Raw genomic sequence first — 21,826 nt, forward strand, 5'->3', positions numbered from 1 at the left:
GGCGTCATCAGAGTAGGCTCGATCCCAGCCGCCTGGTGTTCATCGACGAGACCTGGGCCAAGACCAACATGACCCGCACGCACGGCCGAGCCCAACGCGGTGCTCGGCTTCTGGCCAAGGTCCCGCATGGTCATTGGAAGACCATGACCTTCATCGCCGCTCTGCGGCTGGAGGGGATCACCGCGCCTCTCGTGCTCGACCAGCCGATCAACGGGGCCTGGTTCCTAGCCTATGTCGAACAGACCTTGGTCCCGACCCTTAAACCTGGCGACGTCGTGATCCTCGACAACCTTGGCAGCCATAAAGGACGCGCCGTGCGCGCCGCCATCCGCAAGGCCGGCGCGCACCTTCTGTTCCTGCCGCCCTACAGCCCCGACCTCAACCCCATCGAGCAGGTCTTCGCGAAGCTCAAAAGCCAACTGCGCAAGGCTGATGAGAGATCCGTTGAGGCCGTCTGGCGACGCATCGGCGACTTGCTCGATCTGTTCAGCACCACCGAATGCGCAAACTACATTCGCCATGCCGGCTATGCGTCAATATAAACCAAGCACGCTCTAGGTTCATCTGGACGGATGCTTCCTGGCTCAACACCGCCAGGGAGGCTCCCATGATCGTCCGCCTGTCCATCGCCTGCGCCCTGCTCGGCTTCTCAGCCCTGGCGATCTTGGTCTAGGCGCCCTCGAACGCCGCGATGATCGGGCACGGGCCAGTGTCGGACGCCGCGCAGGCGCGCGCCAGCTTGTCGAGGGAGGCCCGCGCCGCCCGCAGCTCGGCGATCTTCTCATCCAGCGCCGCGATCCGTTCCCGCGCCAGGGCCCTGGCGCGCGCGCGGTCCTCGCCGGAGTCCAGCGCCAGCAACTCGCCGATCTGTTCCAGCGTGAACCCGGCGCCCTGCGCGGCGCGAATGAACTTCAGCCGCCGTAGGTCCTCGGCGTCGTAACGCCGAATGCCGCCGGACAGCGCCGAACCGCCGGACTTGTCGGGCGTTCGCAACAGACCCCGCCGCTGGTAGTAGCGCACCGTCTCCACCCCGACTCCGCCTTCGCGCGCCAAGGTCGCGATCGTGTTGGCCATGCCTTGACTCCGTACCATGGTACGGACCCCACATGGGGCGGACGCAGTCGCGCGCCAAGGAGTTCAAGCGATGAGTCCCGTGAAAACCGCCGTGTTGTATCGCATGGTCATGCCAGGGCACGTCTGCCCCTATGGCCTGAAGGCGATGCACCTGCTGAAGGCCAAAGGCTATGTCGTCGAGGATCATTGGCTGAAGACTCGCGCCGAGACCGACGCCTTCAAGGCCGAGCACGACGTCAAGACCACGCCCCAGGCCTTCATCGACGGACAGCGGATCGGCGGTTACGACGATCTGCGCCGGCATTTCGGCGGGAGGGTCCGCGATCCCAAGGCCCTGACCTACACCCCGGTGATCGCCGTCTTCGCCGTCGCCGCCCTGATCGCCCTGGCGGCCAGCCAGGCGGCCTTCCATACGCCCCTGACGGCGCAGGCCGCCGAGTGGTTCGTGGCTTTCTCCATGAGCCTGCTGGCCATGCTCAAGCTGCGCGACGTCGAGACCTTCTCGACCATGTTCCTGAACTACGACCTGCTGGCCCGCCGCTGGGTTCCGTACGGCTATGTCTATCCTTTCGCCGAGCTGACGGCCGGGGTGTTGATGGCGGCCGGCGTGCTGACGGGATTTGCCGCGCCCTTGGGCCTGTTCATCGGCGGCGTGGGCGCGGTTTCGGTGTTCAAGGCGGTCTATATCGACAAGCGCGAGCTGAAATGCGCCTGCGTTGGCGGAGACACCAACGTGCCGCTGGGCTTCGTGTCCCTGACCGAAAATTTGCTGATGGTGGCGATGGCCCTCTGGATGCTGACCCGTCACCACGGCTAATCTGCCCCAAAGTCTATTGACGGTGGGGCCGGCGCTCTCGAGCCTTGGCCAGGGCGAAGTGGGGCGAATGTGACTATCAAAAGCGCGGTGAAGGCGCCATCGACGGTTGCGCGGCGCTTGCTCTTCATGGCGCTGACCCTCGCGGCCCCCGCCATCCTGCTGATGGGCGCGCTGGCGGCCCAGCAGTATGCGGAGGGTCAGCGCCGCTTCTCCACCCAGTTGATCGCCATGACCCGGGCCCTCTCCCTGGCCGCCGATCGCCAGATCGGCCAGGGTCAGAGCATTCTGCAAGGCCTGGCCGTCTCCCCCGCCCTGGCCCAAGGCGACCTCGCCACCTTTGAAAAGCAGGCTCGCAAGGCCGTGGAGGGGCGCGAAGGCTGGATCGTGCTGATGACCCACGACGCCCAGTTGATCAACACGCGGATAGCCCCGGGCCGGCCGACGCCGTACGCCCCCGTCTCGCCCACGTCCTGGCGCGAGATGACCACGGGCAAGTCGAACGTCAGCAACTTGATCCCGCGCCGGGGGGCCGGTCCGATCATCGGCGTGAACATGCCCGTCCTGGTCAACGGCAAGCTGCTGGTGCTGGCCTATATGCAGCAACCGGCGGCCTTCCACGCCCTGATGACCGCCCAGACGTTTCCCGAGACCTGGACCGCCAGCATCGTCGACCGCAACGCGGCCCTGGTGGCGCGCTCGCGTGATCAGGAAAGTATGGTGGGCAAACACGCCAGCCTGGACATGCGGCAGGCCATGGCGCGGGCGAACGACGGTGTCGTGCGGACCCACACCCTCGACGGCGTCCAGACCCTGTCGGCCTTCAGCCGCTCGCCGACCTATGGGTGGACCTTCATCGTCGGGGTGCCGCGCGAGGAACTGAACAGGACGGTGCTGACCTCGCTAGGCCCCGCCATCGCCGGCGCCGCCCTGCTGATCGCCCTGGGCGTGGCGGCAGCGCTCGCCTTTGCCCGCCCCATCTCGCGCGACGTCCGGGGCCTGGTGGCCGAGGCCGAGGCCCTGGCCTCCGGCCGGCCGCTGGATCCGGCCCCCTCGCACCTGCAGGAGATCGCCGAGGTGCGCGGCTCGCTGCGGGCCGCCGCCGCCATCCTGCGGGCGCGTGACGACGACGCCCGCCGCGCCGCCGAGCGCCAGCAGCTGATGATCAACGAGCTGAACCACCGGGTGAAGAACACCCTGGTCGTGGTCCAGTCCCTCGCCCGCCACAGCCTCCGTGAAGGCGACCAGAACGGCCTCGCCCAGTTCAACGATCGCGTCTACGCCCTGGCCTCCGCCCACGACCTGCTCACCCGCCGCAACTGGGAAGGCGCGGACCTGGGCGAGTTGCTGGCCGAGGCGCTGAAGCCCTATGCCAGCCAGGTGAGACTGGACGGGCCGCCCCTGCCCCTGGCGCCGAACGCGGCCCTCGCCCTGGCGATGATCTTCCACGAGTTGGCCACGAACGCCTCGAAATACGGCGCGCTGTCGATCGAGACCGGCCAAGTCGCCGTATCCTGGAGTCTGGGCGGCCACACCCTGTTGACCGTCGAGTGGCGCGAACGCGGCGGCCCGCTGGTCAGGCCGCCCGAGCGCGGCGGGTTCGGCTCGCGCCTGATCGCCGCCAGCCTCAAGGGCGACCTGGCCGGCTCGGCGACCTTCGACTACGCCCCCGAGGGCCTGACCTGCGTGATGAGCATCATCGCGCCCCCCCAAGTCTCTTTGGCGAAAGGCGCCGCCTGAGCGGGCGAAGCCAAGACCGATCGTCGCAGCGCCTCCTTGTCGCCTTGGCTTGGCCACACCGCATCTGCAATAGGTCGAGGGCGTCTTAGGGGATTTGCGCGATGGACCTGACATTCCTGATCGGAGCCGTTCTGGGCTCGGGCCTCTTCATCGCGTTCGGCCGACCACCAGCCGAAAAGCTGATCGCCTTCGTGCAGGAACGCATGCGCGGGAACTAACGTGACCGTCCGGGACTTGATTGAGCAAGGTCGCACAGGGCGACCGCTCACGGAGTCCCTACGATGTCCATTCTCGCCTGGCTCCTTCTGGGCCTGATCGCCGGCTTCATCGCCAGCAAGCTCGTCAACCGTTCCGGCAGCGGCGTGCTGCTCGATATCGTGCTCGGCATCGTCGGCGCGTTCGTCGGCGGCTGGCTGTTCAATCAGTTCGGCAATGGCGGCGTGTCGGGTTTCAACCTGTACAGCCTGATCGTGGCCACCATTGGCGCCGTCGTCATCCTGGCGCTGTACCACCTGATCTTCGGCCGTCGCGCGCTTTAGGGCGCAACGGCCTCGGCGGCGGGTGAAAGCTCGCCGCCGAGCCTTAGATCTCTTCCTTGAGAAGATCGCCCACCAGGTCGCCGATCCACGGGTTACGCGCCCGTTTCAGACGTTCGGCGTGATAGATGTGGGCCAGGTCCGAATAGGCCCGATCGAAATCCTCGTTGAGAATGACGTAGTCGAAGCGTTCCCAGTCGGCGACCTCGTCCTTGGCGCGCGACAGACGGCGATGGATGACCTCCTCGCTGTCCTGGCTGCGCGCGTGCAGGCGGCGGCTCATCTCGGCCAGCGACGGCGGCAGGATATAGACCAGCACGCTGTCTTCCCCGGCCTGGGCATGGACCTTCATGGCGCCCTGGAAATCGATGTCGAACAGGGCGCTTTCGCCCCGCTCCAGGGCCTGCATGATCGGCGGCTTGGGGCTTCCGTAGAAGTTTCCGTAGACCTCCGCCCATTCCAGGAAGGCGTCATCATCGATCATGGCCTGAAACGCTTCGCGGGTGACGAAGTGATAGTCGCGCCCATCGTGCTCGCCCGGCCGCGGCTCGCGCGTGGTGTAGCTGATCGACAGGTGCAGGTCGTTGTGGTCGGCCACCAGGCGGCGGGTCAGCGAGGTCTTGCCGACGCCCGAGGGCGCGACCACCATCAACAGCAGGCCGCGGGTATTGTGGTGGGGTTTATTCAACGTTCTGGACCTGCTCGCGGAACTGTTCGATCACGGCCTTCAGCTCCAGACCGATCGCGGTCAGGGCGGTCAGGGCCGATTTCGAGCAGAGAGTATTGGATTCTCGCATGAATTCCTGGGAGAGGAAGTCGAGCCTGCGGCCCGACGCGCCCTCGCCGCAAAGAAGCGCGCGTGCGGCCGCGACGTGGCTGGCCAGGCGATCGAGTTCCTCGCGCACGTCGGCCTTCACGGCCTGGACGGCGGCTTCCTGGACGATGCGCTCTTCGGAAGCGGCCTCGCCGATCAGATCGGCCATGCGGCGGGCGAAGCGATCCTTCAGAATGGCGGGCTGACCGGAGGCCTCGTGTTCGGCCTGGCGGGTCAGATCCTCGATTCTGTCGATCAGGCCGTTCAGCACCGGATCGAGGGCCGCGCCTTCCTCCAGGCGGGCGATTTTCAGGCCATCAAGGGCCTGGCCGATCGAGGCGGCCATGCCGGCCTCGACGGCGGCGCGGGTCTCGGCGTCGTCCTCGTCCTCGCGGGCCTCGATGACGCCCTTCAGGGCCAGCAGGCCGTCCAGGGCGGGCTTGGCGACCATGCCTGTGGCCACGTAGGGCCCACCGGCGGTCAGATAGCGCTCCAAGACCGCGATATTGACCTGGGTCTCGCCCGAGGTCTCGGCGCGCTTGGCCTGGACGTTGAGCGTCAGCTGGCCACGCTGGAAGCGGCCTTGGGAGCCTTCACGCGCGGCGCGCTCCAGGCTCTCGAAGCCGGGCGGACCGCGGAAGCGGGTCTCGAGATTGCGGCCGTTGACGCTGCGGGCCTCGACCGCCCAGGTCCAGGCGCCGTGGGCGCCCTCGACCCGGGCGAAGCCGGTCATCCCCGAAATCGACATGCCTAGCCCCCCGCCAGCGGCTTGGCGGCCGGCGGGGCCGCAACCACGGGCGCGCCGGCGCCGGCGCGGTTGCGTTCGATCTGGCGCCACTTGGCGACGTTGGCGTTGTGCTGCTCCAGCGTCGAGGCGAACACGTGGCCGCCCGTGCCGTCGGCGACGAAATAGAGGTCGTTGGTCCTGGCCGGGTTCAGCGCCGCCTCCAGGGCCGCGCGGCCTGGGTTGGCGATCGGCGTCGGCGGCAGGCCTTCGATCCTGTAGGTGTTGTAGGGCGTGAACGCATCCAGCTCGGACCGGCGCAGGCCCCGGCCCAGCGGACGGCCGCGCGAGATGCCATAGATCACGGTCGGGTCGGTATCCAGGCGCATGCCGGTGCGCAGCCGGTTGATGAACACCGCGGCCACCTGTGGCCGCTCCCCCTTCACGCCCGTCTCCTTCTCGACGATCGAGGCCATGATCACGGCCTCGTCCTTCGACTGGTAGGGCAGGCCCGACTGGCGGTTGGCCCACAGCTGGTTCAGCAGCTTGTCGCGGTCGTCCATCATCCGCTTGAGCACGGCGGCGCGGTCCTCGCCGCGCTGGACCTCGTAGGTCTCGGGCAGGATCGCGCCCTCGGGCGGCGTCGCGGCGCTGCCTTCCAGGATGTCCGACTTGGCCAGGATGTCCATGACCATGTCCGAGGTCAGGCCTTCGGGAATGGTGATCCAGTGGCGGACGATACGGCCGTGGCGGACGGCGTCCAGCACCTGGGCCATCGAGGCGCGGCTGGCGAACGCGTATTCGCCGGCCTTCAGCGTCCGGGCCGCGCCCGTGACCTTGGCGGCGGTCATGAAGATCGACGAGGAGCGGATCACCCCGCCCCGTTCCAGGCTGGAGGCGATCTCCGGCAGGCTGGCGCCCTTGCGCAGGACGACGGTGGTCTTGTCGCCGGCCTTGGCGGCGGGACCGGGGCCGTTATAGACCCAGGCCGCGCCGAGCAGGGCGACCATGCCGATCACGGCCAGGGTCGCGACGGCGCCGAAGACGGCGCGGATCAGCCGCCGCCCCACGGATGCGGTTTCGCGACGGTTCGCCCGAGCGGGCGAGCGCTTGGGCGCGCGGGAGGCGGGCGGCTTCTTGCTCACGAGACCTTCTTGAACACCACGGTGGCGTTGGTGCCGCCGAAGCCGAAGCTGTTGGACACGGCCACGTCGATCTTCATCGGCACGGCCTTGTTCGGCGCCAGGTTCATGGCGACGTGAACGTCGGGATTGTCGAGGTTGATCGTCGGCGGGGCGATCTGGTCGCGGATCGCCAGGATCGAGAAGATCCCCTCGATCGCGCCGGCCGCGCCCAAGAGGTGGCCCGTCATCGACTTGGTCGAGGACATGACGACGTTCTTGGCGTGGTCGCCCAGGAAACGCTCGACGGCGCCGGCTTCCAGGCCGTCGGCCATGGTCGAGGTGCCGTGGGCGTTGATGTAGTCAATGTCCGAGGGCTTGAGGCCCGCGTCCTTGATCGCCGACGCCAGCGCGCGGCCGCCGCCTTCGCCGTCTTCCGACGGCGCGGTGATGTGGTGGGCGTCGCCCGACAGGCCATAGCCGACCACTTCGGCGTAGATCTTCGCCCCGCGCGCCTTGGCGTGCTCGTATTCTTCCAGCACGAGGGCGCCGGCGCCCTCGCCCATCACGAAGCCGTCGCGGTCCTTGTCATACGGACGCGAGGCCTTTTCGGGGGTGTCGTTCCAGTCGGTGGAGACGGCGCGGCAGGCGATGAAGCCGGCGATGCCGACCTTGCAGATCGCCGCTTCGGCGCCGCCGGCCACCATCACGTCGGCGTCGCCGTACTTGATCAGGCGCATGGCGTCGCCGATGGCGTGGGCGCCGGTGGCGCAGGCCGTCACGACCGCGTGGTTGGGACCCTTGAAGCCGTACTTGATCGAGACCTGGCCCGAGATCAGGTTGATCAGGGCCGAGGAGATGAAGAACGGGCTGACCCGGCGGGGTCCCTTGGCTTCCAGCTCGAGGGCGGTGTCGGCGATCGTCGACAGGCCGCCGATACCCGAACCGAGGATGACGCCCGTGCGCCACCGGTCCTCGTCGGTCTCCGGAACCCAGCCCGAGTCCTTGACGGCCTCGTCGGCCGCCGCGACGCCGTACAGGATGAAATCGTCCACGCGCTTCTGGTCGCGCGGGCTCATGGTCAGGTCGGGGTTGAACGAGCCCTCGACATCCGGACCGCCGCCGCCGCGTCCATCGACGCGCGGAACCTCGCAGGCGACCTTGCAGGCATAGTCGGTCGGATCGAAGGCCGTGATGCGGTTGGCGCCGGACTTGCCGGCGAGGATGTTCTTCCAGGTGACGTCAACGCCGTGGCCCAGAGGGGTCAGCATGCCGATACCGGTGACGACGACTCTACGCATGGATCACTCCCAAACCTTCGTGCGGGGCGCGGGATGGGGGGAACTTCCCCCGTCCACGCCAGCCGCGAATCCCTGGCCTAAAGTATTTTGAGCCTCAAACGAAAACCGCCGCGCGCACGATGGCAAGAGCCAGTGCGACGCGGCGGAAATGGTCAGGTTCGACTAGCGAACTCGACGCCTTTTAGGCGGTCTTTTCCGTGATGAACTTCACGGCGTCGCCAACGGTCTGGATGTGCTCGGCGGCGTCGTCCGGGATTTCGATGTCGAACTCTTCTTCGAACGCCATCACCAGCTCAACGTTGTCGAGGCTGTCGGCGCCCAGGTCATCGATGAAGGAAGCCTTCTCGGTGACCTTCTCGGGATCGGCATCCAGGTGTTCGATGACGATCTTACGCACGCGCTCGAGAATGTCGGACATTCTGTTCAGTCCCTCATTATGAAATTTCGGCCCTCGGACATTGAGGCTGCGCCTCGCGGTCCGCGGGAAGTGTCGGGCTCCGCCTATCATGTTCCTTTTCGGCTTGCTAGCGGCAGACCGAAGGAGCGACGGCGGTTTTAGATCATGGCCATGCCGCCGTTGACGTGCAAGGTCTGACCGGTGACGTAGCCGGCCTGGTCGCTGGCGAGATAAACGCAAGCCGCCGCGATGTCGCTTCCCTCGCCAAGCTTGCCGGCGGGAATGGTCGCCAGGATGCCGGCCTTCTGCTGCTCGTTCAGCGAGTCGGTCATCGGGCTGGCGATGAAACCGGGGGCCACGCAGTTGACGGTCACGCCGCGGCTGGCCAGTTCCTGGGCCAGGGCCTTGGAAAAGCCGATCATGCCGGCCTTCGAGGCCGCGTAGTTGGTCTGGCCGGCGTTGCCGGTCACGCCGACCACCGAGGTGATGCCGATGATGCGACCGGCGCGGCGTTTCATCATGCCCTTGGCGGCGGCGCGTGAAAGACGGAAATAGCCTTCCAGATTGACCTTGATGACGGTTTCCCAGTCCTCGTCCTTCATGCGGACAAGCAGGCCGTCACGGGTCACGCCAGCGTTGGCGATCAGGATGTCCAGCGGCGCGCCGGCGGCTTCCTCGGCCTTGGCGACCAGGCCGTCGACGGCGGCGGAGTCGGAGAGATTCGCCGCCACGAACGACACGCGCTCGCCGAACTGGGCGGCCAGCTCCGACAGAGCCGATTCGCGGGTGCCCGAGAGCACGACATGGGCGCCCTGCTCGTGCAGAGCCTTGGCGATGGCGCCGCCGATGCCGCCGGTGGCGCCGGTGACGAGAGCGGTCTTGCCGGTCAGATCGAACATTTGAAGTTCTCCGTGTCGGAGGGAAGTGGGTGAAATCCTCGTCCTTCGACAAGCTCAGGATGAGGATTTCAAACAAGCCGCCGATGCAATCGTCCTCATCCTGAGCCTGTCGAAGGACGAGGACGACGCAATGCGGTTCAGAGCGAGGCCGCGAAGGCTTCGAGATCGGCGGGCGTGTTGAGCGGGGTCGCCTCGGAGTCCGGAGCGATCCGCTTGGCCATGCCCGACAGCACCTTGCCGGCGCCGGCCTCGGCGAAGCGCGTGATACCACCCTCGGCAGCCAGCCAGGTCATGCTCTCGCGCCAGCGGACGCGGCCGGTGACCTGCTCGACCAGCAGCTTGCGGATCACGTCCGGGTCGTGGACCGGGGCGGCGGTGATGTTGGCGACCAGCGGCGCGCGCGGGGCGATGATGGTGGTCTTTGCGAGAGCCTCGGCCATCTCGTCGGCCGCCGGCTGCATCAGCGGGCAGTGGAACGGCGCCGAGACGTTCAGCGGAATGGCCCGCGCGCCCAGTTCCTTGGCCTTCTCGATGGCCTTGTCGACGGCGGCTTTGGAACCGGAGATCACGACATTGCCGTTGTTATTGTCGTTGGCGACGACGCAGACGCCAACTTCCGCGCCCGCCGCGGCGGCGGCTTCGGCCAGGGCCAGGTCGGTCTTCGGACCGATCAGAGAGGCCATGGCGCCCTCGCCCACCGGCACGGCGCGCTGCATGGCCTGGCCGCGCAGCTTCAGCAGGCGCGCGGTGTCGGCCAGGGTGATGGCGCCGGCGGCGGCCAGGGCCGAGTATTCACCGAGGCTGTGACCGGCCACGAAGGCGGCGCGATCGATCCCGACGCCGAACTCCTTTTCCAGCGTGCGGGTGACCGCGAGGCTGACGGCCATCAGGGCCGGCTGGGCGTTCTCGGTCAGAGTCAGGTCGCCTTCGGGACCGTCCTTCATCAGCGCGAACAACTTCTGGCCCAGGGCGTCGTCGACCTCCTGGAAGACCTCGCGGGCGCTGGCGAAGGCCTCGGCGAGATCGACGCCCATGCCGACCGACTGGCTGCCCTGGCCAGGGAAAATGAAGGCGATGCTCATGGTGGCCCGCTCCGTCTTTGCAGATTCAAGGGCCGGAGGGTTAGGCGAAAGGCCCCATCGGGGCAAGTGCGGCGGGCGGGCGCCCAGTGCTTGCAATTAAGAGGGGGCCACATCCAAAGTGCGCCCGCCAGCGTAGCTGGGCCATCCTTCCTCGGAGTCGCGCCATGAAACTCATCCTCGCCGGCGTCGCCGCGTTCACCCTCGCCGCCGCTTCGCCCGCCCTCGCCGCCCTCAAGGTCGGCGACAAGGCCCCCGACTTCACCGCCAAGGCCGCCCTGGCCGGCAAGGACTTCGACTTCAAGCTGGCCAACGCCCTCAAGAAGGGTCCGGTGGTGCTGTACTTCTTCCCGGCGGCCTATACCGCCGGCTGCACCGCCGAGGCCCACGAGTTCGCCGAGGCCACGCCCGAATTCGAAAAGCTGGGCGCCACGGTGATCGGCGTCACGGCCGGCAATGTCGACCGTATCAAGGACTTCTCCAAGGAGCACTGCCGCGACAAGTTCGCGGTGGCCGCCGCCGACAAGGCGCTGATCAAGAGCTACGACGTGGCGCTGATGGTGAAGCCGGACTGGTCGAACCGCACGTCCTATGTGATCGCCCCGGACGGCAAGATCCTGATGTCGTACACCGACGGCAACTTCGCCGGCCACGTCACCCAGACCATGGACGCGGTGAAGGCCTACAAGGCGAAGAAGTAACGGGGCCAAGAAGTAGCCAGCCTTTTCCGGTTCCAGCCAGCCGCGCGGGTTGAAGCTCGCGCGGCGCACGGGAAATGATCTCCCATGATCGACCCGGCCCATATCGACCTTTCCAGCCTTGAACTGGGGCTGCGCGGCGTCGCCATCGGCGCCTTCGCCGCCACCGGTGTATCCCTGGCCGCCAGCCGCAAGATGACGCCGACGCGCTGGGTCGGCGTGCTGCTGATGGCCTGCGCCATAGCCCACGGCTTCGAGAGCCATTTCTACTACACGACACGCCTGCACTTCAGCCTGCTGACATGGTTCCTGAGTTCGATGGCCGCCGGGGTGCTCTGGCTGTTCTGCTCGGTGCTGTTCGAGGACGAGCCGAAAATCCCGGCCTGGCGCTTAGCCGTGCCCGCGACGGTCATAGCGCTCTGGATCCCAGGCGCTTTTCTGCCGCCCTCGCACGCCCGCGCGATCGCCTGGTGGATCTTCGCGGCCGCCTCGCTGGCGATCAACGCGCACATCCTGCTGATGACCTGGCGCGGCTGGCGGATCGACCTCGTGGAGCGCCGCCGGCATCTGCGCGCGCCGATCGCGGCGGCGGCGACCGGTTACATGCTGGTCCAGACCCTGTGCGACTTCGGCTTGGGCAAGGGACCCGTGCTGCCCAGCCTTATCCAGGCCATCGCCCTGGCCGCCCTGGGCGTCGGCTCGGCCCTGGCCCTGCTGCGCGCCGAGCCGGTGCTGGTCCAGGCCCGGCCCGCGGCCGGCGAGCCACCCGTGGTTAAGCAGGCCGAGACCCTCGACCTCACCCCCGCCGACCGCCTGGTCCTGGCCCGCCTGGACAAGGCGATGAACGAGAACGAGGTCTGGCGCGGCGAGGACCTGTCGATCGGTGCTCTGGCGGCCCTGGTCGGCGCGCCCGAGCACCGCCTGCGCAAGCTGATCAACGGCACGCTGGGCCATCGAAACTTCGCCGACTACGTCAACGGCCGGCGGATCGAGGCGGCCAAGATCGCCCTGGCCGATCCGGAGCAAGCGCTGAAGTCGGTGTCGACCATCGCCTACGAACTAGGCTTCGCGTCGCTGGGTCCGTTCAACCGCGCCTTCCGCGCCGCCACCGGCGTCACCCCCACCGCCTGGCGCCAGGACGTCACGCCCGCCCACCCGCGACCGCGGCTGGTCGAAACCGGCGAAGGTCGGTCGAAAAGCGACAAACGGGCCTGATTTCAAGTTCGGCGCGACGGTCGGAGAGCCGGCGGCTTCCTTGGCGAGGTCTTTCGCCCTGGAGCCCGGATAAATGCTCGACACTCTCCTCCCCTTCGCCAGCAATTGGCTGGCCAGCATGTGGGTCGACGTCACCCGTTACGTGATCTTCTCGGTCGGCGTCTGGCTGGTGCTCTGGGTCGCTCTGGCGATCCCGCTGGCTAGCCGCAAGATCCGCGACAGCCGCCCGCCGGCGCGCCAACTGTTGACCGAGTTCGCGACCTCGATCCGTTCGATCGCCATCTTCTCGACCCTGGGCCTGCTGACCTTCGGCCTGTTCCGCGCCGGCTGGCTGCCGGGGCCCTACATCGCCAAGAGCTGGGGCCCGGTCTGGTTCTGGACCAGCCTCGTGCTGATGATCGTCGCCCACGACGCCTGGTTCTACTGGACGCACCGGCTGATCCACGACCGCCGCCTGTTCCGGCGCTTCCACCGCCGGCACCATCGTTCGAACAACCCCTCGCCGTTCACCGCCTACAGCTTCGACCTGGGCGAGGCCTTCATCAACGGCGTGTTCGTGCCGCTGTGGATGATCCTGGTTCCCACCCAGTGGCCGGTGATTGGACTCTTCATGCTTCACCAGATCGTCCGCAACACGATCGGCCACTCGGGCTACGAGCTGTTTCCCGCCCGCAAGGACGGACGGCCGCTATTCCCGTTCCTGACGACCGTGACCCACCACGACCTGCACCACGCCCAGGCGGGCTGGAACTACGGCCTCTACTTCACCTTCTGGGACAAGGTCATGGGCACCGAGCACCCGGAATATCTGAAGCGCTTCGCGGCCGTGACCGCCAAAAAGCCGAAGAACGACAAGGACAAGTCCCTTGAGGCTACCAGCCGACCTTCACCAGCTTGATCATGGCGCGGGCGTCCTGCAGCCGCCAGCTTTCGCGCTGATTGCTGACGCCCCGCACGCTGACGGTGAACTCGGCGGGGATGTCGAACGGCCGGGTCAGGCTGAGGTCGACACCCTCGTCGCCCGTGGAGCCGCCGCCAAACGCGATCGAGCCGACCGGCTTGCCGTCCAGGGTCAGTGTCGATCGGATGTTGGCGCGCGCCACCGGGATCTTGCCCGGCACGGCGATGGCCTGGCTGGCGTCCATGTCCATCGAGACGCGGACATAGTTGGCGCGCGGCAGGAGGCCGAAGCCGAACGCCTTGGACATCGACGAGCGCAGCTTGGCTTCGTTCTCGTTCCACGAGGCGCCGAGCGCCACCGAGCGCTGACCGACGCGCTGGTCGTCGGGCTTCTGGGTCAGGTTGAGATCGAAGTCGTAGGTCGGGTTCTCGATCATGCCCGAGGACCTGACCGTCAGGGCGACCTTCTCGGTATCGGTGGAAAGATCCAGCGGTATGGCCGCGGAATAGCCGGCGAACCGGCCTTCGCGCGCCGCGACCGACGTGACGGGCTTCTGAATGATCTCGGCGTGCGCCGTCCCGGCGGCCAAGGCCGCTGCGAATGCCACTAAGAGACGATCACCGATCCCCATGTTCGCCTGCTAGCATAGTTGGGCGCCCGGATGGAACCCGGCCAATGTCAATTATCGGACACTGCCCCGCATCGCCTGGTTCGGCGGCAAACCTCGACGCGGCTTGCCTTCCCGCCCCATCTTCTGTAATAGCGCGCGTTCTCACGGAAGAGCGGTCTTGCACGCACCCATCCGGGACCGGGGATTTCCCCGCTCGGTGTGCAGGAACCATCGTGGTCGACGGACTTCCGCCGACGACCGCGCCGCCTTCCCCAACGGAAGAAGGAAAACATGGCGTTCTACGAACACGTGGTCATCGCGCGGCAGGATATCTCGCCGCAACAGGCCGAAGCTCTGAACGAGCAACTGAAGACCCTCATCGAAGAGAATGGCGGCCACATCGCCAAGATCGAGTACTGGGGCCTTCGCAACCTCACCTACCGCATCAAGAAGAACCGCAAGGGCCACTACTCCCTGCTCGCGATCGACGCCCCGGCGCCGGCCGTGAAGGAAATGGAGCGCCAGCTGCTCATCAATGAAGATGTGCTGCGCTTCATGACCATCCGCGTGGAAGAGCTGGACCTGGAACTGTCGCCGGTTCTCGCCCGTCGTGACCGTGGCGATCGCCCGGAACGTCCGCGCGAAGACTTCGCGCCCCAGGCTCAAGCGTAAGGGAGAGAGAGATCATGACCGATACGACCGCTCCCGAAGCCGGCGCTCCGGCCGCCGCCGCTGGCGGCGCTCGCCGCCCGTTCTTCCGTCGCCGCAAGGTTTGCCCGTTCTCGGGCGCCAACGCGCCGAAGATCGACTACAAGGACGTGAAGCTGCTGCAGCGTTACGTTTCCGAACGCGGCAAGATCGTCCCGTCGCGCATCACCGCGGTGTCGGCCAAGAAGCAACGCGAGCTGGCCAAGGCCATCAAGCGCGCCCGCTTCCTGGCTCTGCTCCCCTACGTCGTGAAGTAAGGGAGACACCACGATGAAAGTCATTCTGCTCGAACGCGTTGAAGGCACTGGCGTCCTCGGCGACGTGGTCACCGTGAAGGACGGCTTCGCCCGTAACTTCCTGCTGCCGCGCCACAAGGCTCTGCGCGCCACCAAGGCCAACGAAGCGACCTTCGAAGCGCAACGCGCCGAGATCGAAGCCCGCAACGTCCGCAACCGCGAAGCCGCCGGCAAGAACGGTGAATCGCTGGACGGCACGCAATACGTCCTGATCCGTCAAGCTGGCGAAAGCGGCCAGCTGTACGGTTCGGTCGCGGGCCGCGACGTCGCCGACGCCATCAAGGCCGAAGGCGGCAAGGTCGACCGCTCGATGATCGTGCTGGACAAGCCGATCAAGACGCTGGGCGTCCACGAAGTGAAGGTGAAGCTGCACGCTGAAGTGACCGTCACGGTCACCCTCAACATCGCGCGCAGCCAGGACGAAGCCGATCGCCAAGCGCGCGGCGAAAACGTGATCAACTCGCAATTCGAGGAAGATCGCGCGGCCGAAGCCGAAGCCGCCCAAGACATGGCGGAAGGCGGCGCCGGCTCGTTCGAAGGCGACCACTACGAAGCCTAATCCCTTCCGGGATCGGAGCTTTTATCGAGAAACGGCGCGGAGCGATCCGCGCCGTTTTTTTCTGCGCCGCAGCACAGAAATGATTAGCTTGTGCGCAGAACGATGAAATCCCATGTTCGGTTCGGGGGCGATCAAGACCCCCGCTTCGGGGCATGAGGACGCGCGCCTCATCCCCAGCCAAGACAGGGGATTTTTTATGTATTACAGAAGCTTACTGCTAGCCGCCGCTTCGCTGACGGCCTTCGCCGCGACCGCCAACGCCCAAACAGCCGCGCCGGCCGACGACAACTCGACGATCGAGCAGATCGTGGTCACCGGTTCGCGGGTGGCGCGCTCGCGCCTCGAGACCATTTCGCCGGTCGACGTCGTCGACAGCAAGGCCCTGACCCGTCAGGGCACACCGGAACTGGCCCAGGCCCTGGCCAATCTGGCGCCCTCGATCAGCTTCCCACGCCCGGCCGTGACCGACGGCACCGACTCGGTGCGGCCCGCCACGCTGCGCGGTCTCGCGCCCGACCAGACGCTGGTGCTGCTGAACGGTCGCCGCGCCCACACCTCGGCGCTGGTCAATATCAATGGCTCGATCGGTCGGGGCTCGGCCCCTTTCGATCTGAACACCATCCCGACCGCGGCGCTGTCGAGCGTCGAGATCCTCCGTGAAGGCGCGGCGGCCCAGTACGGCTCGGACGCCATCGCCGGCGTCATCAACCTGCGCCTTCGCGAGGCCAGCAGCGGCGGCGGCGCGACCGCCAGCTACGGCGTCTACAACACCAAGGTGAAGACGACCCGCGACCCTGACGGCCGCAAGGCGAACGACGGTCCCGTCTATAGCGCCTCGGTCTGGCAAGGCTTCGCCCTGCCCCATGACGGCTTCCTGACCCTGACGGGCGAGTATTCGTATCGCAACCCGACCAACCGGGCCGACCTCGATCCGCGCGTCACGCCTAACAAGGTCACCGGCATCTTCGGCGACCCTCAGGTCGAGACAAAGACCGTCTACGCCAACTTCGGCGTGCCGCTGAACGACGCCTGGAAGCTCTACGGTCTCGCCGGCTACCAGAACCGCAAGGCCCAAAGCGCCGCCTTCCCGCGCTTGGCGGACAACGCCAACAACTACGTCTCGGTCTATCCGAACGGCTACGTCCCGAAGATCACCACCGACATCGACGACTACAACCTGGCCTTCGGCGCCAAGGGTGAGGTCGCCGGCTTCACGGTCGACGCGTCCGTCAACCACGGGAGCAACAAGGTCGCCTACGGCACGATCAACTCCCTGAACGCCTCGCTCGGCCCGACATCGCCAACCTCGTTCCAGGACGGGTCGATGCGGTACGGCCAGACCGTGGCCTCGCTGGATATCACCCGGCCGGTGGAGCTGTTCAACTTCGCCAAGCCCAGCACCCTGGCCTTCGGCGCCGAATATCGCGACGAGAGCTACAAGATCCGCGCCGGCGAGACGGCCTCGTGGGTCAATGGCGGCAACGGCAAGGGCGCCGGCGCGCAAGGCTTCCCCGGCTTCCGTCCTTCCAACGCCGTGGACGTCAGCCGCAACGCCACCAGCCTCTATGCCGACCTCGACAGCCAGATCACCGACAAGCTCGCCGTCGATCTGGCCGTCCGCTATGAGGACTATTCGGACTTCGGTTCGACGACGACCGGCAAGGTCGCCGCACGCTACGACCTGACGGACAGCTTCGCCGTCCGCGGTTCGTATTCGTCGGGCTTCCGGGCGCCGGCCCTGCAGCAGCAGTACTTCACCACCACCTCGATCAACATCATCGGCGGGGCGGCGGTGGACGTCGGCACCTTCCCGGCCACCAGCGCCACGGCCGCCGCCCTCGGCGCGAAACCGTTGGAGCCGGAAAAATCGAAGAACTACTCGTTCGGCGCGGTTTTCCACAAAGGCCCGTTCGAGTTGACGGTGGACGCCTACCAGATCGATATCGACAACCGGATCGTGCTCTCGGAGAATATCCAGGGCTCGGCCACCGGCACGGCCACGCAGCAGGCGATATACGGCCTTCTGCAGCCGTTCGGCGTGACGACGGCGCGGTTCTTCATCAACGGCGTCGACACCCGCACCAAGGGCCTGGACGTCGTGGGTCGCTATCGCATCGACCAAGACGCCCTCGGCCGGCTGGACCTGACGCTCGCGGCGAACTTCAACGATACGAAGGTCAAGCGTGTGCCCACCACCGGCACGCTGTCGTCCCTGCCCGTTCCGCCGGCTCTGTTCTCGCGCGTCAACGTCGCGATCTTCGAGGAGGGCACGCCCGACAAGAAGTTCGTGGCCAGCGGCGACTGGTCCAAGGGTCCGTTGAGCGCGACGCTGAAGGCCGCCTACTACGGCTCCGTGCTCGTGCCGAACTCGAACCAGGCGCTGGACTACCGCACCGGCGCCAAGTCGGTCTGGGACCTGGAAGGCCGGTACGCCTTCGCCCAGAACGTCACCTGGGCGGTGGGCGTGAACAACCTGTTCGACACCTATCCGAACAAGGCGCCCGCGGCGGTCAACACGACCGGCGTTACGGCCTTCTCCGGCTTCTCGCCCTTCGGGTTCAATGGCCGGTTCCTCTATACGCGCCTCGCCTACAACTGGTGAGCAGGGCGTAGACCGGGACATAGCCGGCAGGGCGCGGAGAGCGATCTCCGCGCCCCTTCCTTTGGGCCATACGTCAGGAACGGACGTCCAGCCACAAGCGTGCTCTTGCACCGTCAACCACTCAGAACATACACAGAATATCCCCGTTCATGTGGAGCCGCGCGGCCATCTGACCCGAGCGTCCGAAGCCCCGTCGCGGTAATATCCGTCGATGTCTCTCGTCCCCGCGCTCGACCTTGTTCTCCCCGGTCTTCCCGAGCCCACGATCAACGTGGCGCCGCACAACATGGAAGCCGAGCAAGCGCTGCTGGGCATCCTGCTCTACGACAACGCCGCCTACGAACGGTTGAGCGACAACCTGCAGGCCCGCTGCTTCTACGAACCCTTCCACCAGCGCCTGTTCCAGTCGATCGAGACCCACGTCCGCAAGGGCCAGTTGGCCGAGCCGATCCTGCTGGCCGACGAGTTCAAGAAGGACCCCGCGTTCGAGGAGTTGGGCGGCCTGCGCTATCTGGCCGACCTCGTCGACCGCGCCCCGCCGGCGGCCAATGTCGGCGACTACGCCCGGGTGATCTTCGACCTGTCGCTGCGTCGCGAACTGATCCGCATCGGCGGCGACATCGCCACGGCCGCGCAAGGCGGCAACGAGGAAAAGCGCACCGCCCGCGACCAGATCGAGTCGGCCGAACAGAGCCTCTATAGCCTGGCCGAAAGCGGCGCGGCCTCGTCGGGCTTCGTCAGCTTCGGCGACGCCCTGCGCGGCGCGGTCGAGATGACGGCCGAGGCCTACAGCCGCGAAGGCGGCATGTCGGGCGTCGCGACCGACCTGATCGATCTCGACCAGAAGATCGGCGGTCTGCACCCCTCCGACCTCGTGGTCCTGGCCGGTCGTCCGTCGATGGGCAAGACGGCGCTGGCGACCAACATCGCCTTCAACATCGCCAAAAAATACGCCTACGAGATCCAGCCCGACGGAACCAAGAAGACCGTCCAGGGCGGCGTCGTGGCCTTCTACTCGCTGGAAATGAGCGCCGAACAGCTGGCCCTGCGTATGCTGGCCGACGCCTCGGGCGTGTCGGGCGACCGCCTGCGCAAAGGCGAGATCGACGCCAGCGAGTTCGGCCGGGTCCGCGACGCGGCCATGGAGTTGCAGGAAGCCCCGCTCTATATCGACGCCACCGGTGGTATCTCGATCGCCAAGCTGACCGCCCGGGCCCGCCGCCTGAAGCGCCAGGTCGGCCTTGACCTGGTCGTGGTCGACTACCTTCAGCTCGTCACCGGCTCGGACCTCGGCGCCAACGCCAACCGGGTGCAGGAAGTCTCGCAGATCACCATGGGCCTGAAGGCCCTGGCCAAGGAACTGGCCTGCCCGGTCATCGCCCTCTCACAGCTGTCGCGTCAGGTCGAACAGCGCGACGACAAGCGGCCTCAGCTCTCCGATCTTCGGGAATCGGGCTCGATCGAACAGGACGCCGACATGGTCTGGTTCGTGTATCGCGAGGCCTATTATGTCGGCCGCGCCGAGCCGCGCGAGGGCACGCCCGAGCACCTGACCTGGCAGGAAGAGATGGACCGCCTGCACGGCCTGGCCGAGGTGATCATCGCCAAACAGCGTCACGGCCCCATCGGCACCGTGCGCCTGTCGTTCAACAGCGACACCACCCGCTTCGGCAACCTGGCCAAGGACCACTACTTCGCCCAGGCGCGGAACATTCCGTCGGACGAGTAGCTGTCAAAACTGTCATCCCGGCCAAGCGCGAAGCGCGCCGAGCCGGGACCGCCGAATACTCTGAGCTCGCCGAGGTCCCGGGTCTGCGCTTCGCTTCGCCCGGGATGACAAGCTTGGGGCTTTAGGCCACCGTCCCCGCCTCGCCCCCTGTTCCGACGAGTCACATGGACTTCAGCCCCCTGCCCACCTCCAGCCTGGTCGGCGCCTTCCTGCTGGCGTTTCCGGCGCTGTTCTCGATCGTCAATCCGGTCGGGGCCTCGCTGATCTTCGACCAGGCGATGGCGGGCCGGGATCGGTCCGAGCGGTTGCGGCTGGCGCGGCTGATCGGCCTCTACGCCTTCCTGGTGCTGCTGGGTTCGCTGCTGCTGGGCGGCTACATCCTCAACTTCTTCGGCGTCAGCCTGGGGGCCCTGCGGGTGGCCGGCGGGCTCGTCGTGGCGATCCGCGCCTGGGGCCTGCTGATGGACCCGCAGGAGCACGAGGACCGCAAGACCAGCCAGACCGAGTCGGCCCAGCGCCACGAGGCCAAAGGGGAGGACGATGTCGCGTTCTTCCCGCTGACCATGCCGTTCACCACCGGCCCCGGTTCGATCTCGGTGGCCATCGCCCTGTCGTCCCAGCGCCCGACCGAAGGCAGCGCCGTGGCGCCCTTCTTCATCGGCGCCAGCCTGGCCGCCGCCCTGGTGGCGATCCTGGTCTGGCTGCTCTACAGCGCCTCGGGCCGGGTCATGCGGCTGCTGGGCCCCGGCGGCGCGCGGGTGCTGTCGCGGCTGGTGGCGTTCCTGCTGCTGTGCATCGGCGTGCAGATCATCGCCTCGGGCGCGGAGAACCTGGTGGCGCGGTTCCTGGCCACTCATCACGGTTAAGGCGTTGAACCGCCTGCCCGCGTCCGGTACGTCGGCCTCGTGACCGACCTCACCGACACCCGCATCACCATCGATCTCGACGCGCTGGCCGCGAACCACGCGGCCCTGCGCGCCCGCGCGGGCGGGGCCGAGGTGGCGCCGGCGGTCAAGGCCGACGCCTATGGCCTGGGCGCGCCCCAGGTCGCCGACCGCCTTTGGGCCGAGGGCGCGCGGAGCTTCTATGTCGCCCGCCTGTCCGAGGGCGTGACCCTGCGCCAGGCGCTGGGCGACCGGGAGGCGATCATCCACGTGCTGGACGGCGTCACGCCCGGTTCCGGCGACACGCTGGAGGGCGCGAAGCTGACGCCCGTGCTCAACAGCCTTCCCCAGGTCGAGGCCTGGAACGCCCAGGCCCGCGCGGGCCGCCTCAAGGCCGCCCTGCACGTCGACACCGGCATGAACCGCCTGGGCCTGCGCCCCGAGGAGCTGAAGGTGCTGGTCGGCGCCTTCGATCGGCTCAAGCGGCTCGATATCGAGCTCGTCGTCAGCCACCTGGCCTGCGCCGACGAACCCGCCCATCCGCTGAACGCCATCCAGCTGGAACGCTTCCAGGAGGCCGTCGCCCTGCTGCCGAACGCCCGACGCAGCCTGGCCGCCTCGGCGGGGATCTTCCTGGGCGAAGCGTGGCGCTTCGATCAGGCCCGGCCGGGGATCAGCCTCTATGGCGGCGGTCCCGAAGGCCGGCCGCATCCGGAGATCCGCGCCGTCGCCACCGTCGAGGCCCCGATTCTGCAGGTCCGCGTCGTGCCGCGCGGCGAAAGCATCGGCTACGGCGCCGGCTGGACGGCGACCGAGACCACCCGCGTGGCCATCATCGCGGTCGGTTACGCCGACGGCGTTCCGCGCGCCGCCTATCCGCGCGGAGCGGTCTGGTTCGACGGCGCGAGGCGGCCGATGCTGGGTCGCGTGTCCATGGATCTGATCGCCATCGACATCACCGATTGCGACGCCGCCCGCCCCGGCGCGATGGTCGAGCTGTTCGGTCCGAACCTGCCGATCGACGACGCGGCCGAGGCCGCCGGCACCACGGCCTACGAGCGTCTGACGCGATTGACGCTCCGCGCGACACGCCGCTATGTGGGGCGGCGGGGCGGCTAGCCCTCA

At 67.3% G+C, this 21,826-nt stretch carries 23 protein-coding genes; 14 read left to right on the forward strand and 9 right to left on the reverse strand.

The features are described 5' to 3' along the window. A partial coding sequence (locus tag AC1RJ9_RS16975; protein WP_492838086.1) for an IS630 family transposase occupies window positions 1-542 on the forward strand: 542 nt, incomplete at its 5' end. 127 nt (window positions 543-669) lie between these two features. Here AC1RJ9_RS16975 and AC1RJ9_RS16980 read toward each other — a convergent pair. Next, complete coding sequence (locus AC1RJ9_RS16980; protein ID WP_492838087.1) at window positions 670-1,074, reverse strand: MerR family DNA-binding protein; 405 nt, start codon at window positions 1,072-1,074, stop codon at window positions 670-672. Window positions 1,075-1,144: 70 nt separating this feature from the next. On the opposite strand from AC1RJ9_RS16980, the gene AC1RJ9_RS16985 reads away from it, so the two are divergent. The 3 genes from AC1RJ9_RS16985 (at window position 1,145) to AC1RJ9_RS16995 (ending at window position 4,167) form a co-directional block, all read left to right on the forward strand. Next, entirely contained in the window at window positions 1,145-1,891 is a 747-nt protein-coding gene (locus AC1RJ9_RS16985; protein WP_492838088.1) for a MauE/DoxX family redox-associated membrane protein, read from the forward strand. Window positions 1,892-1,960: 69 nt separating this feature from the next. Then, the gene (locus AC1RJ9_RS16990) at window positions 1,961-3,628 is read left to right on the forward strand and encodes a sensor histidine kinase (protein WP_492838089.1); all 1,668 of its coding nucleotides are present in this window, start codon (window positions 1,961-1,963) and stop codon (window positions 3,626-3,628) included. Window positions 3,629-3,909: 281 nt separating this feature from the next. Next, complete coding sequence (locus tag AC1RJ9_RS16995; protein ID WP_492838090.1) at window positions 3,910-4,167, forward strand: GlsB/YeaQ/YmgE family stress response membrane protein; 258 nt, start codon at window positions 3,910-3,912, stop codon at window positions 4,165-4,167. Between the two features lie 43 nt (window positions 4,168-4,210). Here the strand turns inward: AC1RJ9_RS16995 and gmk are convergent, their stop codons facing one another. From gmk to fabD, 7 genes are all read right to left on the reverse strand, one after another. Beyond that, window positions 4,211-4,852, reverse strand: coding sequence for a guanylate kinase (gene gmk, locus AC1RJ9_RS17000; RefSeq protein ID WP_492838091.1), 642 nt, complete (start codon window positions 4,850-4,852; stop codon window positions 4,211-4,213). Next, window positions 4,845-5,726, reverse strand: coding sequence for a YicC/YloC family endoribonuclease (locus tag AC1RJ9_RS17005; RefSeq protein ID WP_492838092.1), 882 nt, complete (start codon window positions 5,724-5,726; stop codon window positions 4,845-4,847). The genes gmk and AC1RJ9_RS17005 overlap by 8 nt, the downstream gene beginning before the upstream one ends. Window positions 5,727-5,728: 2 nt before the next feature. Beyond that, on the reverse strand, window positions 5,729-6,847 hold the full coding sequence (mltG, locus tag AC1RJ9_RS17010) for an endolytic transglycosylase MltG (RefSeq protein ID WP_492838093.1): 1,119 nt from the start codon (window positions 6,845-6,847) through the stop codon (window positions 5,729-5,731). Beyond that, window positions 6,844-8,124 carry a beta-ketoacyl-ACP synthase II gene (fabF, locus tag AC1RJ9_RS17015; RefSeq protein WP_492838094.1) on the reverse strand — a complete coding sequence of 427 codons (1,281 nt, stop codon included), beginning with the start codon at window positions 8,122-8,124 and terminating at the stop codon, window positions 6,844-6,846. The genes mltG and fabF overlap by 4 nt, the downstream gene beginning before the upstream one ends. A gap of 181 nt (window positions 8,125-8,305) precedes the next feature. Next, window positions 8,306-8,542 (reverse strand): acyl carrier protein, encoded by a 237-nt coding sequence (locus AC1RJ9_RS17020; protein WP_004615098.1) that lies wholly within the window; start codon window positions 8,540-8,542, stop codon window positions 8,306-8,308. 137 nt (window positions 8,543-8,679) lie between these two features. Then, window positions 8,680-9,420: a 3-oxoacyl-[acyl-carrier-protein] reductase gene (gene fabG, locus AC1RJ9_RS17025; RefSeq protein ID WP_492838095.1), complete on the reverse strand. Its 741-nt coding sequence runs from the start codon at window positions 9,418-9,420 to the stop codon at window positions 8,680-8,682. A gap of 137 nt (window positions 9,421-9,557) precedes the next feature. After that, window positions 9,558-10,502, reverse strand: coding sequence for an ACP S-malonyltransferase (fabD, locus tag AC1RJ9_RS17030; protein ID WP_492838096.1), 945 nt, complete (start codon window positions 10,500-10,502; stop codon window positions 9,558-9,560). Between the two features lie 164 nt (window positions 10,503-10,666). On the opposite strand from fabD, the gene AC1RJ9_RS17035 reads away from it, so the two are divergent. The 3 genes from AC1RJ9_RS17035 to AC1RJ9_RS17045 all read left to right on the forward strand — a co-directional run bounded on the left by AC1RJ9_RS17035 (window position 10,667) and on the right by AC1RJ9_RS17045 (window position 13,310). Beyond that, complete coding sequence (locus AC1RJ9_RS17035; RefSeq protein ID WP_492838097.1) at window positions 10,667-11,200, forward strand: peroxiredoxin; 534 nt, start codon at window positions 10,667-10,669, stop codon at window positions 11,198-11,200. A gap of 84 nt (window positions 11,201-11,284) precedes the next feature. Further along, window positions 11,285-12,412 (forward strand): helix-turn-helix domain-containing protein, encoded by a 1,128-nt coding sequence (locus tag AC1RJ9_RS17040; protein ID WP_492838098.1) that lies wholly within the window; start codon window positions 11,285-11,287, stop codon window positions 12,410-12,412. A gap of 73 nt (window positions 12,413-12,485) precedes the next feature. Then, complete coding sequence (locus tag AC1RJ9_RS17045; RefSeq protein WP_492838099.1) at window positions 12,486-13,310, forward strand: sterol desaturase family protein; 825 nt, start codon at window positions 12,486-12,488, stop codon at window positions 13,308-13,310. Here AC1RJ9_RS17045 and AC1RJ9_RS17050 read toward each other — a convergent pair. Further along, on the reverse strand, window positions 13,285-13,944 hold the full coding sequence (locus tag AC1RJ9_RS17050) for a hypothetical protein (protein WP_492838100.1): 660 nt from the start codon (window positions 13,942-13,944) through the stop codon (window positions 13,285-13,287). The two genes, AC1RJ9_RS17045 and AC1RJ9_RS17050, sit on opposite strands and share 26 nt — an antisense overlap. A gap of 270 nt (window positions 13,945-14,214) precedes the next feature. Between AC1RJ9_RS17050 and rpsF the strand changes: the two genes are divergently transcribed. The 7 genes from rpsF to alr all read left to right on the forward strand — a co-directional run bounded on the left by rpsF (window position 14,215) and on the right by alr (window position 21,820). Beyond that, entirely contained in the window at window positions 14,215-14,595 is a 381-nt protein-coding gene (gene rpsF, locus AC1RJ9_RS17055; protein ID WP_099577449.1) for a 30S ribosomal protein S6, read from the forward strand. 14 nt (window positions 14,596-14,609) lie between these two features. Next, the gene (gene rpsR / locus AC1RJ9_RS17060) at window positions 14,610-14,888 is read left to right on the forward strand and encodes a 30S ribosomal protein S18 (RefSeq protein WP_004615089.1); all 279 of its coding nucleotides are present in this window, start codon (window positions 14,610-14,612) and stop codon (window positions 14,886-14,888) included. A gap of 13 nt (window positions 14,889-14,901) precedes the next feature. After that, window positions 14,902-15,486 (forward strand): 50S ribosomal protein L9, encoded by a 585-nt coding sequence (gene rplI, locus AC1RJ9_RS17065; protein ID WP_492838101.1) that lies wholly within the window; start codon window positions 14,902-14,904, stop codon window positions 15,484-15,486. Window positions 15,487-15,682: 196 nt separating this feature from the next. Further along, a complete protein-coding gene (locus AC1RJ9_RS17070; RefSeq protein ID WP_492838102.1) occupies window positions 15,683-18,088 on the forward strand; it encodes a TonB-dependent receptor plug domain-containing protein in 2,406 nt (801 codons plus the stop codon). A 211-nt stretch (window positions 18,089-18,299) separates the two neighbouring features. Beyond that, window positions 18,300-19,817: a replicative DNA helicase gene (locus tag AC1RJ9_RS17075; RefSeq protein WP_492838103.1), complete on the forward strand. Its 1,518-nt coding sequence runs from the start codon at window positions 18,300-18,302 to the stop codon at window positions 19,815-19,817. A gap of 164 nt (window positions 19,818-19,981) precedes the next feature. After that, the gene (locus AC1RJ9_RS17080) at window positions 19,982-20,683 is read left to right on the forward strand and encodes a MarC family protein (protein WP_492838104.1); all 702 of its coding nucleotides are present in this window, start codon (window positions 19,982-19,984) and stop codon (window positions 20,681-20,683) included. A 39-nt stretch (window positions 20,684-20,722) separates the two neighbouring features. Then, the gene (gene alr, locus AC1RJ9_RS17085; protein WP_492838105.1) at window positions 20,723-21,820 is read left to right on the forward strand and encodes an alanine racemase; all 1,098 of its coding nucleotides are present in this window, start codon (window positions 20,723-20,725) and stop codon (window positions 21,818-21,820) included. Window positions 21,821-21,826 lie beyond the last annotated feature (6 nt).

The sequence above is a fragment of the Caulobacter sp. GW822-FHT07D08 genome, from assembly GCF_058798735.1.